Annotated in this window: 6 protein-coding genes; 3 read left to right on the forward strand and 3 right to left on the reverse strand. The window is 73.3% G+C overall.

Translation table 11 applies throughout. From position 1 onward, the window contains the following. Positions 1–12: 12 nt before the first annotated feature. Positions 13–9,237 (reverse strand): DNRLRE domain-containing protein, encoded by a 9,225-nt coding sequence (locus D1J63_RS14900; protein ID WP_125629238.1) that lies wholly within the window; start codon positions 9,235–9,237, stop codon positions 13–15. A 457-nt stretch (positions 9,238–9,694) separates the two neighbouring features. On the opposite strand from D1J63_RS14900, the gene D1J63_RS14905 reads away from it, so the two are divergent. Further along, entirely contained in the window at positions 9,695–11,251 is a 1,557-nt protein-coding gene (locus D1J63_RS14905) for an FG-GAP and VCBS repeat-containing protein (RefSeq protein ID WP_164712846.1), read from the forward strand. A gap of 49 nt (positions 11,252–11,300) precedes the next feature. On the opposite strand, the gene D1J63_RS14910 is transcribed toward D1J63_RS14905, so the two are convergent. Both D1J63_RS14910 and D1J63_RS14915 read right to left on the reverse strand, forming a co-directional pair. Beyond that, positions 11,301–11,933, reverse strand: coding sequence for a response regulator transcription factor (locus D1J63_RS14910; protein WP_125629240.1), 633 nt, complete (start codon positions 11,931–11,933; stop codon positions 11,301–11,303). Further along, positions 11,933–13,273 (reverse strand): sensor histidine kinase, encoded by a 1,341-nt coding sequence (locus D1J63_RS14915; RefSeq protein ID WP_125629241.1) that lies wholly within the window; start codon positions 13,271–13,273, stop codon positions 11,933–11,935. The genes D1J63_RS14910 and D1J63_RS14915 overlap by 1 nt, the downstream gene beginning before the upstream one ends. Positions 13,274–13,445: 172 nt before the next feature. On the opposite strand from D1J63_RS14915, the gene D1J63_RS14920 reads away from it, so the two are divergent. Together D1J63_RS14920 and D1J63_RS14930 are read left to right on the forward strand one after the other, a co-directional pair. After that, entirely contained in the window at positions 13,446–14,192 is a 747-nt protein-coding gene (locus tag D1J63_RS14920) for an ABC transporter ATP-binding protein (protein ID WP_125629242.1), read from the forward strand. Between the two features lie 235 nt (positions 14,193–14,427). Beyond that, complete coding sequence (locus D1J63_RS14930) at positions 14,428–16,902, forward strand: FtsX-like permease family protein (protein WP_164712847.1); 2,475 nt, start codon at positions 14,428–14,430, stop codon at positions 16,900–16,902.

Consider the following 16,902-nt stretch of genomic DNA (forward strand, 5'->3'; position numbering starts at 1 on the left):
GAGTCCCTCTGCTCAATCCCATATAAATTGACTCTGCCCTGTCAACTTGCTGCCATCGGGGGCGGATCGGATGCGCCGCAGAATAGCAGTCGGATCACTGGGGCCGACGAGGCGGGCAGGACCGACCGAACTGCTGAACAGGTCGAACAGCGTGTTCTGACACCAAGGACAGACCGGCCTGTTCGCAGCGCCTGCCACTGGGGTCCATTTCCTGTCGCGGATGTGGTTGAGCGCACTGGTCTCGGCATCGCCGGCGACGCGGTCGGCCATCTCCTCGTTGCCCTGCAGCCCCTCCCTGATCAGGCGGTCCAGACCGCGCTTGGCGTCACCACTCCAGCCCACGACATCGTGGATGGTCCCCTCTTGGTCCATCGCCCTGATGATCGCCGTGGAGCGTCGGCCCTGCGCCGACTTCGGGAGCAGCCGGTGCAGGGCGTCCACACGTGCCTTCAGCGCCGCGGCGGCACTCGCACGGTCCTCCGCCTGCCCGGTGGAGCCCCCAGGCATGGCGCCGCTGCCGTGGGCCGAGGTCAGACAGGTGTTGCCGACGGTCCAGCCAGCCGCGGGGTTGCAGTAGGCGGCGCCCGTGTCGGGGTCGAGGAAGTTCCCGTTGCCGGAGCACTGGAAACCGATGAGGCCGCCCGTGCAGACGCCAGAGCTGTCGGGGAAGTACTTGAAGTACGCCGCGAGGTCCTTGGCCGAGGTCTCGAATTCCTTGATCACCGTGGTGAACGAATCGTCGACGAACTCGGCGTACTCCTTGTCCGTGGTGGCCCTGCTGACCGGCTTGGGCGCCTCCTTCCTCAGGGCGTCGGCGATCATGTCCGCCCACGGAGGCGGGGGCGGGGGCGGCGGAGGTCCGGCGTCCACACAGCCGTGGACACACGGGCCGAGCCCGCCGCCCGGGCCGAGGCCACCGCCGCCGCCTCCGCCACCACCACCGGAGCCGAGGTAGCCGATGCGGTAGCCGCTGCCCGGACTGACCGGGGAGCCGCGGTAGGGGCCCGTGGAGTAGTTGTTGTACGGGCGGATCGGGGCGAAGTGGGTCCTGGGCTTGTTCGTCAGGCTCTTGTACAGGTCGTACGCGTCCCAGGCCCAGCCGATCGGTCCGAGGGCCCGCTTGCCGGCGAACCTGAGCACCTTGCCGGGGTGCCGGGTGACCCAGCGGGCACCGGACCTGGCGGCGCTGCCCGCCGAGTTGGCGTAGCGCTCGGCCTCGTCGATGCCCTTGTTGACCCAGTCCATGTCGACGCACACGCCCAGGAAGCAGGTGTCGTGCCCACTGGGGTCGGTGTTCAGCAACGGACTGCCGCCGGCGTAGGTGTACCGGTTGGCGTTGACCGACGGGGCGGGGCTCAGCGTCCAGGAGTCCCGGGAGGAGAAACCGCCGGCCGCCGGGTCGTACCAGCGGGCGTGCATGTTGACCTGTCCGGTGCCCGGGTCGGTGTACTCGCCCTGGTAGCCCAGCGGGCCGGTGCTGCCCGAGGAACCCGTCACCTGGCCGAAGGGGGAGTAGCCCTTCGACCCGGTCACCGTGCCGGTCGCGGCGGTGAAGGCGCCGACGACGTCGCCGTGCAGGTCGGACAGCAGGGCCGCCGCGTTCGTACCGTCCGGGTGCGCCGTGGACAGGGCCTGGCCGGACGGGTCGCGGAAGACCGGCCCAGCAGCCGTGGCGACGGGGGCGTTGGACTGGTCGGCGTACGTCAGCGACGCGTCGCCCTGTCGTACCAGGCGCCCCAGCGCGTCGTACCGGTACGCCGTGCCGTCCGCCGCCACCATCCGGCCCAGCGCGTCGAACCGCGCCGCGTGGGTGCCGCTCGCGTCACTGCTGCCGGTACGGGTGCCGCGCGCCGAGTACGTGTACGTGACGTCCCCGGCCGCCAGCAGGCGGTTGCGCGCGTCGTACGTCGCCGGCACGCCGCCCGCGCCGGTGCGGTTGCCCGCCGCGTCCCACGTGTACGCCGTCTTGGTGCCGTCGGCGGCGGTCCAGCCGGTCAGCCGGCCCGCCCAGTCGTAACCGTAGGTCTGGGAGCCCGCGCCCACCGTGCCCGTGGTGGTCTCGCCCGTGAGGCGGGACGCCTCGTCGTAGGCGTAGGCGGCGGACGCCGTCGTCGTACCGCCCGGTGCCTTCAAGGTGTCGGAGGTGACGCGGTCCAGGACGTCGTAGGCGTACCCGCGCGCCGCGCCGGTGCTGCCGTACGCCACCGACGTCAGACGGGAGGCCGCGTCGTAGCCGTACGTCCGGATCGTTCCCGTCAGCGGGTCGGCAGCCGTCTTCAGCCGGCCCGCGACGTCGTAGCCGAAGGTCCCACGTCCCGCCGCGTCCGTGCGGCCGGTCAGACGGCTCTCCTCGTCGTAGGCGAAGGTCGCCGTGCCGGACGGGCCGTCGGCGGAGAGCAGGTTCCCGCGGTCGTCGTAGGTGTAGGTGTTCGTGCCACCGGGCGCGCTCGCCGAGGTGAGGCTGCCCGCCGCGTCGTAGCCGTAGGTGTCCGGGCTCGTCGCCGCCTCGGCGCCCGAACCAGTGGACCGGGTGACGCGGCCCAGCGCGTCGAAGGTCCGCTCGACCGTCACGCCGCCCGGCTGGAGTTCCCTCACCGGGAGGCCGAGCGCGTCGTACACGGTCGTCCAGGTGCGGTCTGGCACGTCCGGGTGGGCCTCGGTGGCGGGCTCCACCACCGACTCCAGGCTGTTCCTGCTGGTGAAGCCGTACCAGGTGGTGTTGTTCCTGCCGTCCGTGAAACGGGTGCGGTTGCCCGCCGCGTCATAGCCGTAGGTCGTGGTGATCGACGTGTCGGCGTCGACCGGCTCGACCAGCTCGGTCAGGCGCCCCGTCGCGTCGAACGTCTGGTGGACCGTGTGGCCGAGGGCGTCGGTGACGGCGACTGGGTGGCCGGCCGCGTCGTAGGCGGAGGTCGTGGTGCGCAGGACCTTGCCCGCGCCGTCCTCGTCGCGGACCTCCGTCACGCGACCCGCCGGATCGTACGTGGTGCGCGTGGTGCGGCCCTGCGGGGTCGTCACGGAGGTGGGCAGGCCGGTGGGGCCGTAGCCGTACGCCGTGACACCGCCCGCGGTGTCCGTGACGGTGAGCGGGTCTCCCGCCGCGTTGTAGGTGCTGGTGGTGGTCAGGCCGGTCGGGCTCTTCGTCGTGCGCAGGTTGCCCGCGTCGTCGTAGGTGTACGTCGTCGTGAACGCGCCCTGCGCCGGGCGGCGTTCGAGCACCGTCGAGGTGATCTGCCGACCGAGGTCGTCGTAGGTGGCCTCGGTGCGGGCGCCGGTCGGGCCGGTGGTGGACAGCTGCTCGCCCAGCAGGTCGTAGGTGAACGTCGACACCGGGGCGGGGGTGCCCTCCTCGGGAGCGGGCAGGGTCACCCGGGCGAGGTTGCCGAGCTGGTCGTAGGCGTAGGACGTGACCCGGCCCAGGGGGTCGGTCTCGCTCACCAGGTTGCCCGCCGCGTCGTAGGCGCGGGTCGCCGTGCCGGGCAGCGCGGACGTGGCGCCGGGCGGAGTGTAGTCGGGCAGGGTCGTGCTCGTGGCGCGGCCCGCGCGGTCGTACGCGGTGTGGGTGACGTGGCCGTTCGGGTCGCTGACGTCGGTGGTCTCGCCGAAGGCGTTGTAGCCGACGGTGGTGGTGGGGCGTACCGTCGCCGCCTCGGTCTGCCGGGTCTCGGCGGTGACCGGGGCCGCGCGGGTGAGGACCGGGCGGCCGAGCGCGTCGTAGGCGCGCTCGATGGTGAACGCGGCAGGGTCCGCGCCGGCGGCGTTGCCGCGCGGGCCGGTGGTGGAGACCACCAGGCCGCGGTCGTCGACCTCGTACGTGGTGACCAGGTCGGCGGTGCCGTTCTCAACCGTCTGCCGGGTCAGGTCACCAGCGGTGTCACGGTCGTAGGTGATCCTCTCGGTGCGGGTGCCGCCCGTGCGGGTGACGGTCCGGACGCCGCCGGCGGCGTCGTAGGTGTAGGCGGTGCGCCGGGCCAGGCCGCCCGGGTCGAGGACATCGGCGGTGACGCGTCCGGCGGCGTCCACCTCGTAGGTGGTGGTGACCCGGCCGTTGCCAGTGGTCTCTCGGACGAGGTGGCCGGCGGCGTCGTAGGCGCGGTCGCTGAGGACCAGGTCGCGGGTGGTGCCGTCCGGGTCGTGGAAACCGGTGAGGATCTCCTGGGCGGGCAGACCGTCGTCGTAGTAGGTGTGGCGGGTGGTGCGGCCCATCGCGTCGGTGTGCTCGGCCAGGCGGCCGGCCTGGTCGTACGCGTAGGAGTCGAGCACCACGTCGCGGGGGTCGGAGGGGTCGCCTGGATCGCCGGTGAAGCCGGTCAGCGTGACCGTGGCGAGGGACCCCAGCGCCGTGTAGGTGTACCGGAACGTCCGGTCGCCCGGCAGGGTGCGGCCGGTCTGCCGGCCGTAGACGTCGTAGGCGTAGGTCTCCTCGGCGCCCTCGGGACCTGTGAGGGTGGCGAGTCGGCCGTGTGTGTCGTAGGCGCGCTTCGTGGTGCGGGTGGTGTCGCCGTCGAGGAGGTCGGAGACGGACTCCGTCAGGACTCGGCCGTCGGCGTCGTAGGTGTACGTGGTGCGGGTCCGGTGGTCGGTGCCGGTGACCTGATTGGTGGTGACTGGGCCGGTGACCGTCAGCGGGCGGGACTCTCCGTCGTACGTGGTGGTCGTGGCGACGCCGTCCGGGTGCGCGTCGGACACCGCCTTGGTGCCGGTCTCACGGCCGAGGGCGTCGTAGGTGTACTCGGTGACGGCGCCCCGGGGGTCGGTGACCTTGGCCAGGTCACCGGCCGCCGTGTACTGGCGGCGGGTGACCGCGCCCCGCGCGTCGGTGCTGGTGGCGAGCAGGCCCGCTGGGACCGTGCCGCCGCCCACGGCGGTCTCGGTGCCGTCGGTGAAGGTGAAGGACTCGGTGCCGGCCGGGGTGGTGGTGGAGGTCCGGTCACCGTGGGCGTCGTAGGCGTGGGTCGTCTTGTAGGTGTCGTCCGTCGCGCTCGCCGAGCGGGCGTCGCGGACAGCGGTGAGCTGGTCGTTGCGGGGGTCGAGCGGATCGTCGGCGTTCAGGAAGTAGCTGTTGTACGAGGTGTGGCAGGTTCCGTCGTCGCCGGTCTCGCGACAGGTCGTCTGCGAGATCCGGTTGCCGCGCTCGTCGTTGCCGAACCGGGTGACCGAGCCGTCGGGTCCGGTGGTGGCCGCGAGGAAGCCGCCGGTGTCGTAGGCGAAGCGCGCGGTGTGGCCGAGCGCGTCGGTCTGGGCGATCAGGCGGTTACCCTGCAGCGGGTCGTAGGTGTAGCCGGACTTCCGTTCGTCGGGGTCGGTGACGGTGACGGTGAGGGTGGTGGTCCCGGCGACGGCCGGCTGATCGTCGGTGGCGAGGGCGTCCTCGGTGCCGGTGACGGCGAGGTCGGAGAGCTGGTAGGTGCCGCCGTTGGCGTCGGTGTACGCGGACACGCGGTCGTGGACCGTGTCGTAGACGACCTCGGCGTGCGTCCGGCCGTCGGGCCGGGTGACCTTGGTGAGCTGCTGGGCGACCCGGGCGGCGGCGTGGTGCTCGGCGACGGTGCGGGCACCCAGGGGACGGGAGTAGACGGCGGCCTCGTCGATGTCGCCCGCGAAGTGGCCGACGGTGCCGGTGGTGGCGGGCCAGTTGTTCCAGTAGCCGGCGCCGAGGTAGACGAAGCGCTGGTCGTACTGGGTGATCTCGCCGCTGAGGCTGCCGGTCTTCTTCCCGTCGAGGTAGAGGGTCTGGGTGTTGCCCGCCGCGGTGAGCGCCGCGTGGTGCCAGGCGCCGTCGTTGACGGGGGCGGCGGAGGTCAGGGGCGCGGAGGTGCCGTTCCAGAACTCGCCGCGCAGCCTGCCGTCCGTGCCGACGTACAGGGCTGGGGTGTACTTGCCGGTCGTGGCCTCTTCCAGGGTGTGGTCCTGGTAGCTGAGCAGGACACCGCTGCCGGTGGTGCGGAACCACAGCTCGGCGGTCAGGTACGGGGTGTCGGAGACCACCTGGTCCGGCAGTTGCACGTAGGACGAGGTGCCGTTGAAGGCGGCCGAGGTGTCGGGGCTGCCCGCGAGCGCGCCGGCGCCGCCAAGCGTGACGTCCCGGTAGGTGGCGGCGTGCTCGTCGCGGTCGAGCGGCAGGTCGCTGGCCGCGTCGGTGGCGCCGTCCTCCTCGTCGAGACGCCAGTAGGAGAACGGGCCCGCGTCGTGGACGACGGTGCGGTGGTGGGAGCCGTCGCCGTAGCCGTATGTGGTGCAGGCGCCAAGGGTGTCCTCGGGGCCGCAGACCAGCGTGAGCCGGTCGCCGTCGTACGTGTACGTCCAGGTCAGCGGCTCGGCGCCGGTGGTGGGCGGGTCGGTGCTCACGGTGGCCACATGGCCGTCGGCCCAGGTCAGGCGCAGGGCCCGGCCGCCGGTGGCCGTGACGGTGGTGAGGTCGCCGTCGGCGTCGTAGGCGAGGGTCTGGGCGCGGCCCCGGTAGTCGGTGGTGCCGGTGAGCCGGCCGTCGGCGTCGAAGACGTAGGCGGTCTGCTCCTTGTCGGTGAGACGCCAGCCGCCGCCGGTTTCGGCGGTCAGGGTGGAGAAGCTGCCGTACGGGGGCGCGTAGCTGCCGTCGGGGTTCTTGCCGAAACGGACCTGGCGGCCGGCGGGCAGGGTGGCGACCACGTTGCCGGTGCCGTCGCCGTCCGGCTCGATCCGCATGTCGTAGCGGGTGGACCAGCCGGCGCCGAAGGCGTTGTCGGAGCGCGGGTCACGGCTGTTGTAGGTGCGGGTGACGGTCAGGCCGGGGCCGACCGTGGCGACGGTGGCGTCGGTGTCGGTCGTGGTGTAGTTGCCGATGCCGGGGTCGATCTCCCGGCCCGAGCCGCCGGGTCCCTGGCCGCCCAGGTGCGAGGTGACGGCGGGCTGCTCGACGGCGGTGGTGAAGGTGTAGAAGGGGCTGAGCGGGGTCGACAGGCCATTCTCCCGGGCCTTGACCCGCCACAGGTACTGCTTGCCCCAGGTCAGCTTGCCGGCTGGCACGTTCCAGGTCCGCCGCCCGGTCCAGCCGGAGTTCACGCAGCCAGTGGGTGCCTTCGCTGTACCGGCGCAGACCTCGAAGTAGTGCTCGATGTCCGCCCCGGAGGGGTAGTGGTCGATGCTCTCCGAGTCGGTGAACAGGGCGGGGGTGAGGCTGCCGACCTGTCCGCCCGGGTTCGGGTACACGTCCGTGATGCGCGGGCCGATGTCCTGGGAGGTGATGCTGATCGTGGCGGCCGGCACCTTCTCGCTGGAGAACCACCTCTGGTCCCGCAGCCGCTGCAGATCGAAGCTGACCTTGTACTTGCCCGGCGGCAGCGGGGGTATCCGCGCGCCGAGCGTGGTGTCGTCGCCCGGAGTGAGACGCTCGTTGAGGCGGGTGAAGGCCTCCTGTCCCATCAGTTCGCCGGTGCTGTAGTCGCGTACGCGGGTGCCGAGCCGGACCTCGTTCCAGCCGAGCGGCTCCCAGGTGAAGTCGCCGAGGTTCTTGACCTTGACGTTGATCTCGCCGCTCTGGCCGCCGGTCAGCGGGGCGGTCTGGGAACCGACGGTGTACTGCGCTCCCCACCCGGTGTGGGTGACGGTCAGGTAGGGCTTGTCGGCGGAGTTGGCGCTGCCGAACCGCTTCCAGGGGCCGCTGGTGTCGAAGTCGGCCCACAGAGCGAGGCCCTGGTTGGCGATCGACCCGTGGACCCAGCCCTCGACCAGGTCGACGCCCTTCTTGCCGAGGTCGAGGACGCGCCACTTGGAGCCGCCGCAGTTGACGCCGTAGGCGAAGGAGTCCGAGGCGATCTGGTGGTCGAAGCTGGGCGGGCGGTTGTTCCAGGTGACCGTGGTGGAACTCCAGGACCCGGTCACCCGGTGGACGGTCATCTTCTGGGCGCTGCAGCTGGAGGACCAGACGTTGTACAGGCGCAGGTCGGCGTCGAGGATGTGGCGGTTCCTCAGCCTGCTGGTGACGTTGTCGAACTTGAGGTAGCTGATGGCCCGGCTGGTGCCGGCGTCGTAGCTGCCGATCTTGAGCTCGTCGTCGCCCGCGAAGTTGTTGTCCGGCCAGGAGTTCTGGACGAAGGAGTCGCCGTTGTCGTCGACGTCGTCGACGCTGGGGTCGACCCGGACCGGGTAGACGCGGTCCGGGGAGTCCAGCCAGGCCTCGTCCAGCTGGACCTTCAGCGACCACTGTCCGTCGCTCTCCACGAGCCGGTAGTCGACGTCGCCGGACAGGGCGGGGCCCCCGGTCGTCGCGTCGTGCCCGGAGTCCTCCATCCACCCCTTGGGGATGACTGCCTGCGTCCGGCCGGCCGTGTCCTTCAGCAGGACGGCTCCGTGCTCGTCGAGCGACGGGGTGAGTCCGTCGAGGCTGAGCGGGAACGTCCAGGTGCTGGGCGCGTCGGGCGAGTTGAGGACGATCGTCTCCTTGACCGCTCCGTGTGCGGCCTCCAGGGCCAGGTCGGAGTCCCGGCGGATGTCCTCGTAGTGCGCGGTGTCGTCCCGGACGTCGGCCTTGGCGCCGGCCGCGCCCGCCAGACCGAAGCCGACCTCGTGGCGTCCGCCGTCCACCCGCAGCGTGGCCAGTGCGGGGTCGTCGCCGCGGGTCCCCAGGGTGAGTCCGGTGTCGTCGGCGGCGGCGGCGAGCCGGTCGTCACCGGCCTCCGTGGTCACCGGCGTGCCCTCGGCGTCGGCCGCCGGGACGAGTGAGGTGTCGATCGGCTGCCAGGTGCCGTCCGCGGCCCGGAAGTGCACCTGCTCGGTGTAGACGCGGGTGGTGCGGGTGCCGTCGGTGTTGCGGAACTCCTTGGACGTGGCGGTGCGTTCGCCCGGCAGCTCGACACTGGCGGCGGGATCGTAGCCAGTGGGTGCCTGCCGGTCCGTGTCCGTGCTGCCGGGGGCCAGGGAGGGCGTGGTGATCTCCGGTTCGACGGGGGTGAACCCGGCGCCCGGGTCGTGCAGGGCCAGCGCGTCCTCGTCCACCGCCAGGCGGGCGGGGTCGGCCTCGCCCCGCCCGTTGGCGTCGGTGCGTCCCGCGCCCACCTCGTGCTTCCGACCGGCCGCGGTGCCGGTGCGCTGCTCGGGCGGCGTGCTGTCGTCCCAGGGTGCGGCCTGGGCGGAGTGCACGAACGGCGTCAGCCCGGGCGGCGGCAGCAGGGTGGCACCCAGTGCCAGCAGCAGGCTGCCGGACGTCAGGACGACGGCACGCTTGGCGCGCCCGGAGCGGTGGCGGGGGCGGCTGGGCACGGAACTCCTTGGAACCACAAGGCCGATCGCCCGCGGGTGGGGCGATCGGCCGGAAGCAGGGGGCCGGGTGCGCTCGTACCGGAAGAGGCGGGAGGCACCCGGGCGGCGTACACGCTAGATGATCGGGCGACCACTGAACCATGACCATGACAACGGATTTATAACGACATCCTCCGACATGCCCGCCCTCCACAGGCCGGTCACAGGAGCTCCAGACCGTCCGCTACCCCGCCTGACCTGCGACAAACAATTTCAGCCAAGCATCGGCAGCCCGCTCGATACGCTCCACGACCGTGATCAAGTCGAGACGATCACCTGGATAACCTGCGGCGTCATCGTGTGGAGGGGGCATTTCCCCCACAGTGGTCCACACCTCCGCCACAAGGTCCGGGCGACGCCTTCGAGCCATCCGGAACCTCCGTGCGGCCGCAGTGAAGTGAAGGGCAGTCAGGCAGTCATGGCCGAAGAGAAAGCGTCCAAGCGCCGTCCCCGGGTCTGGTACGCGGCCGTCGCACTGCTCGTCTGCACGGCCGCCGCGACCGCGGCGGTTCTCACCGCCGGGTCGGGCGGCGCCGCGGCGCCGTACGACTTGAACGGTGACGGCACACCCGACCTTGTCGTGGGCCTGCCCGGCAACTCGGTGGGCGGTCATCCGCGCGCCGGTTCGGTCGTCATCGCCAACGGCACCTCCACCGGCCCCGCGAGCACCTCGGTCCGCATCGACCAGGACTCCCCCGGCGTGGGCGGCGCGTCCGAGACCGACGACGGCTTCGGCCAGTCCGTCGCCAGTTGCGACTTCGACGCGGACGGCTACGCGGACCTGGCGGTGTCCTCACCGCTGGAGATGATGGGCACCACCGAGGGCGCCGGCCTGCTCAGCGTGCACTACGGCGGTTCCGGAGGCATTTACAACGGCACCACCGAGACCTTCTCCGAGGACACCGCCGACTACCCCGGGACGGTCGGCTGGGACGAGGTCTTCGCCTACTCGCTCGCCGCCGGCGACGTGGACGGCGACGGCTACTGCGACCTGGTCGTGGGCCAGCCCCTGGACCTCGCGGGCGGCGAGTCCAACGCCGGCACCATCAAGCTCATGCACGGCACCGCCTCCGGCCTCAACGCCGCCGACACCGTCCAGCTCGACCAGAACACACCCAACGTGCCCGGCGGCCCGGAGACCGAGGACCGCTTCGGGGAGCGGATGGCGGTGGGCGACGTCAACGGTGACGGCATCGGGGACCTGGTGGTCGCGACCATCGGCGAGCAGATCCCCGGCAGTTCGGACCGCGGCTCACTGCACGTGCTGTACGGCCCCATCGAGGACGCCCCGGCCGACAGCGACTACGTCGACTCGGGCAATGTCACGGGCATCGGCGCGTTCGCGGGCAGCGCCCTCGCGGTGGGCCACTTCAACGACGACGCGTACGCGGACGTGGCCGTCGGCGTGTCCGACGAGCAGGTCGGCGGCAAGGGCGCCGCGGGCCGACTCGCCGTGCTCTACGGCGGCTCGCACGGGATGTCCGCCAACAGCCGCGTGAAGCTCTTCGACCAGGACACCCCCGGGATCGCGGGCGGCCCCGAGACCGAGGACTACTTCGCCGCCTCCCTCGCCGGGGGCGACTTCGACGGCGACGGTGTGGACGACCTGGTGGTCGGCATGCGCAGTGAGGCCATCGGTTCGGTGAAGGGCTCCGGAGCGGCCCTCGTCCTCTTCGGCAACGCCACCGGGGGCATCACCACGAAGGGCGCGGTGTGGGTCGACCAGGACACGGCGGGCGTGCCCGGAGTCGTGTCCGAGGGCGATCACTTCGGCTGGACGGTCGGTGCCCTGGACACGGACGGCAACGGCCGGGGCGAGCCCCTGGTCGGTTCACCCGGCAACGGCGCCGGCACGGTCACCGTCCTCAAGGTGCGGCCCGGCACGCTGGAGTCGGCCAAGGCCCTCGCCGAGGCCGACCTGGGATGGACTGCGGGCAGTGACGGCGACGCGTTCGGCATCGCCCTGCCGCACTGACCGGCCGCGGGGCCACGGGCCGTGGCGCCCGAACCAGCGCGCAGCGCGCTCAGGCCCGCAGGTAGGTCAGCACCGCCAGCACCCTGCGGTGGGTCTCGGTCGCCGGGGGCAGGTCGAGCTTGGTGAGGATGCTGCCGATGTGTTTGCCCACGGCCGCCTCGGAGACGACGAGTTCGCGGGCGATGGCCGCGTTGGACCGGCCCTCCGCGATCAGGGCCAGCACCTCGCGCTCGCGCGGGCTGAGCCGCTCCAGCGGGTCACGGCGGCGGCGCAGCAACTGGCGTACCACCTCCGGGTCGACGACCGTGCCGCCGCCGGCCACCTCGGCCAGCGCGTCGACGAACTCCTCGACCTGGCCGACGCGGTCCTTGAGCAGGTAGCCGACGCCGGTGCCGTCGCCGGAGTCCAGCAGGTCGGCGGCGTAGGTCCGCTGCACGTACTGGCTGAGGACGAGGACGGGCAGCGTGGGCCGCTCCCCGCGCAGGCGTACGGCCGCGTGCAGGCCCTCGTCCTGGAAGCCGGGCGGCATGCGGACGTCGGTGACGACGATGTCCGGGTCGTGTTCCCGTACGGCGGTGACGAGGGCGTCCGCGTCGCCGACGGCCGCCACGACCTCGTGGCCGAAGCGGGCGAGCAGGCCGGTCAGGCCGTCCCGCAGCAGCACGCTGTCCTCGGCCAGCACTACGCGCAGGGCTCGGTCCGCTCGCGGTGGTCGCGGGGATCGCAGGGCTCGCACGGAATCTCCACGCTCAGCAGGGTCGGTCCGCCCGGCGGGCTGGACAGGGAGAGTCTGCCATCCAGGACCGACACCCGGTCGGCCAGTCCGGTCAGCCCGCTGCCCGCCGCGGCGTCCGCCCCGCCCCGGCCGTCGTCCCGGACCCGCAGCACGAGCCGTCCGTCACGGTGGCCGCCGGTCACCGCCGCGCGGGTGGCGCCGCTGTGCCTGCCGATGTTGGCGAGGGCCTCGCAGACCACGAAGTAGGCGGCGGCCTCCACGGCCTGGGGCAGCCGTCCGGGCAGTTCCAGGGAGACGTCGACGGGGACGGCGGAACGGTCGGCGGCGTCGGCGACGGCCGCGGGCAGGCCGTAGTCGGCGAGGACCTTCGGGTGGATGCCGTGGATCAGCTCGCGCAGCTCCTCCAGCGCCTTTCCCGCCTCGCCGTGCGCCTTGGCGAGCTGGTCGGCGAGCGGTCCCGGCGGCGCGTCCAGGCGGGCCAGGCCGAGGGCCATGGTCAGGGCGACCAGGCGCTGCTGGGCGCCGTCGTGCAGGTCGCGTTCGATGCGGCGCCGCTCGGCCTCGAAGGCGTCCACCAACCGCACGCGGGAGCGGGTGAGTTCGACGACCCTGGCCTCCTGGTCGTCCTCGCGCGGGGCGCCCACGAGCACGCGCGTCAGCTCGGCCCGCGCGCCCGCCGCCAGGCCCAGCGCGTAGCCGCCGAGGGCGAGGAGCAGCAGCCCGAGCGCGGCGACGCCGGACGCGGCCGGCCAGGTGGTGACCGTCCACTGCTTGAGCACCTTCGCCTCCTCGCCGCCGCCGGCCGTGGCCATCAGCAGCGGGGTGACGGCGAGATGGAGGGGCGCGGCGAGCGCGAACGCGACGACCAGCGCGTCCAGCGGCCACAGGACGAGGGCGAAGAGGAGGGCGTGGCCCAGTTCCCGCCAGGTCGCCCGCTCGCGCAGCCGGGTGGTCAGCCAGGGCCACGGGCCGGTGGCGGGCGGCTGCCGTACGGGGCGGGCGGGGGCGGGGGCGCGGTCGATCAGGCGCAGCCGGTGCCGTTCCAGGCGGGCCACGGGGATGCCGACGAGGGCGGTGAGCACCAGCAGCGGCAACCCCACCAGGACGACGGCGAGTACGCCCCCTGCGGCGACCGCGGCCACGATGCCCACCAGGGTCGCGGCTCCGGCCACCGCCCCGGTCGCCAGGTAGGCGAGGGCGCGCCAGGGCCACGGTGAGAGCAGGTAGCCGCGGGCGGGCAGGGCCTGCCACACGGTGCCGGGGCCGGTGCGGGGGCGGGGACGCATGCGGATCACCGTAGAGCCGGTGCGCGCGCCGGGGCCATCGGCCCAGTGGGCGTCTCGGGGGTATGGCCTGCCCTACCCCTCTTCTCACCCCTGCCGCACTGCGCCGACGTGGTCGCGAACGGTTGTCTGGGGCCGGTCAGCGAGCGATACGGCACCGGCGAGAGGGCACGACATGGACGGCAGCGACGACGACGCGGTACGGCTGCGCTCCGTCAGCCGGCGGTACGGGGCGGGCGACGGCGCGGTGCCAGCCCTCGACGACGTCTCCCTCACCTTCCCGCGAGGCACGTTCACCGCGGTGATGGGACCGTCCGGCTCGGGCAAGTCGACCCTGTTGCAGTGCGCGGCCGGTCTCGACCGGCCCACGTCGGGGTCGGTCGTGGTCGGCGGCACGGAGCTGACGGGGCTGAGCGAGCGGCGGCTGACCCTGCTGCGACGGGAGCGCGTCGGCTTCGTCTTCCAGGCGTTCAACCTGCTGCCGTCCCTGACCGCCGCGCAGAACGTGGCGCTCCCGCTGCGGCTGTCCGGCCGTCGCCCCGCGCGGGGCCGGGTGCGCGAGGCACTGCGCCAGGTCGGACTCGCGGACCGCGCCCGGCACCGGCCGACCGAACTGTCCGGCGGCCAGCAGCAACGCGTCGCCCTCGCCCGCGCCCTGATCACCCGCCCGGAGGTGCTGTTCGCCGACGAGCCGACGGGGGCGCTGGACTCCGGGACCGGCCGGGAGGTGCTGGCCCTGCTGCGCGGCATGGTCGACGACACCGGCCAGACGGTCGTCATGGTCACCCACGACCCGGTGGCCGCGTCCTGCGCCGACCGCGTGGTCTTCCTGGTCGACGGCCACGTACACGGCGACCTCACCGCCCCGACCGCCACCACGATCGCCACCCACCTGACCGGCCTGGAGCCGTCCCCGTCGTAGCAGCCGCACACTCGCGGTAGCTGCGGGCGGTCGCTGCCCCCTCCCCGCTGCGGGCAGTCGTGCCGCTGGGGCGGCACGGGTGGGCGCAGGCGGCACCCCGCAACGCCGGGCCGCGTGACCCACCCCCGCGCCCGCACCAGCGCTGGCCCACCCCACCGACACCGAGGCCCTACCCGCCCTACCCCCTCCCGCTCACACCGGCACCATCCACCCCACCCCGGCCGGAGGCCACCCCGTGCTGATCACAGCCCTGCGCACCCTACGCACCCGCTGGCCCGCCTTCACCGGCAGCTTCGTCGCCCTCTCCCTCGGAGTAGCGCTCCTGACGGTCATGGGCCTGGCACTGGCCTCCACACTGGACGCGCCCGACCGCGAACCCGAGCGGTTCGCCGCCGCACCGGTGGTGGTACGGGGACAGGACACCCTGCGCGTGCCGACGCCCTCCGGCGAGAAGACGCAGAAGCTGGCGCGCCCCCACCCCGTACCGGCGCCGCTCGTGACCCGCCTGAAAGAGCTCGGCACCGTCGTCGAGGACCGTTCCTTCCCGGTCCGCGTCCACGGCGACCACGGCGACCACAGCCGCCACGCCCCCGGCGACCTGGTCGGCCACCCGTGGTCCACCGCCGCGTTCGCCCCGTACCGCCTCGACGCCGGCCGCGCGCCCCGCACCGCCGACGAGGTCGTCGTCACCGGCGACTGGACCGCGCCGGGCGAGCGGTTGCGCACGGACCGGGGCACGCTGCGCGTGGTGGGCACGGTGCCCGGCCTCGGATTCGAGGACGCCGTCTTCTTCACCGACGTACGGGCCTCCCGGCTCGCCCCCGTCAGCGCGCAGCTGGTGGTCGACGCGGAGGCGCCCGCCGTACGGCAGGCCGTACGGGACTCGGTGCCGGCCGGCGCGGGCGTCCGCGTGCTCGCCGGGGACGAACGCCGGTACGCGGACCCCGACCCCGACCGGGACCGTACGGCGCTGACCGCCCTGAACGCCCTGTTCGGCACCGCCGGCGGCGTCACCGCGTTCGTGTCGGTGTTCGTCGTGGCGTCCACGTTCGCCTTCGCGGTGGCGCAGCGACGCCGGGAGTTCGGGCTGCTGCGCACGGCCGGGGCGACGCCGGGGCAGCTGCGCCGGATGGTGCTGACCGAGGCCCTCGGAGTCGGCGCCCTCGCGTCCGGGGCCGGCTGCGTACTCGGCGCGTACGCCGCGCCGCTCCTGGCCGCACACGTGGTGGACCGCGGCCTCGCACCGGCGTGGTTCACCATCGGCGACCCCACCTGGCCGTACCACCTGGCCTTCTGGACGGGACTCGGCGTCGCCCTGTGCGGCGCGACGGCGGCGGCGTGGCGGGCGGGACGCACCGCCCCCGTCGAGGCCCTGCGCGAGGCGTCCGTCGACACCGGGACGATGACCCGGGGCCGGTGGGTGTGCGGGGCGGGGCTGCTGCTGACCGCGCTGGTGACGCTGGGTGTCTCACTGGCCGGCGACCCGGGCGACCTGCTGCACCGCAAGACGTACGTGACCCGCCCGATGCTGCTGATCACCGCGGTCGCGCTGCTCGCACCGGTCGTGGTGCGCCCGGCGACGCGGCTGCTCACCTGGTTGCCCGCCCGCCTGCCCGGCGCCACGGGCCTGCTGGTCCGGGCGAACACGGCGGCCGGGGTACGCCGTACCGCGGCCGTCGCGGCGCCGGTGCTGGTCACGGTGGCGCTCACGGGCTCCCTGCTCGGCGCCGTCGCGACCCTGAACGAGGCGAAGGCCGCAGAGGTTCGGGAGCGGACCGCCGCCGCCTTCGTGGTCACGGCGCCGTCCGGTACGGGCTTCGACGCGGCGGCCCTGGACCGCCTGCGCGCGGTGCCCGGGGCGGAGATCTCTCCGACCTCGTCGGGCGCGGTGTACACCCTGGAGGACGGCGTGGCCCTCATCAGGTGCGACCTGCGGGCCGTCGCCGACCCCGAGGCCTTCACCGCCACGACCCGACTCCCGCTCGTCGCGGGCAAGGTGTCCGACCTCGACGACCACTCGATCATCGTGAACGAGGAGTGGGAGGAGCACACGGTCGGCCGGAGCGTACGGATCCGGCTCGGGGACGGCACGCGCAAGACCCTGCGCATCGCCGCCGTGATGCACACCGGCACCGGAGACAACGGCGTCTACGTCACCGCCGCCGGCGCCCCCGTCGACCGGGTGGACGTGGCCCTCGCCGACGGCGCCGACGCCGACGCGGTGGCCGCAGGGCTGCGCGAGGCGGTGACGCCGGTGGGCGGACGGGTGGCGAGCGGGGACCAGTGGGCCGCGGCCGCCTCCCCCGGCTCGAAGGACACGACGCGGGCCGGTCTGTTCCTGGTCCTGGGCATCGCCCTGCTCTACACGGGGATCTCCGTGGTCAACACGATGCTGACGGCGACGTCCGACCGGGTCCGCGAGCTGACGGTCCTGCGGCTCACGGGCGCCACCGAAGGGCAGGTGCTGCGGCTGCTGGCCGTCGAGTCACTGACGGTCACGGCAGTGGGCACCCTGCTGGGGCTGCTGGTCGCGGGTCTCAACCTGGCGGGCATGGGGGCCGCCCTGAACCTGCTCGCCGTACCCGCCGCCCCGGTCGTGCCGTGGGCGGCCGTCACCACGGTCGCGGGTGCCTGCGCGACACTCACCGTGGCGGCGACGCTCACAGCCGCCGCGCTGCTGGCGCGCCGCCGCGCGCTCGTCCGCGAATGA

This window comes from Streptomyces sp. KPB2, assembly GCF_003950055.1.
Taxonomy (GTDB): domain Bacteria; phylum Actinomycetota; class Actinomycetes; order Streptomycetales; family Streptomycetaceae; genus Streptomyces; species Streptomyces salinarius.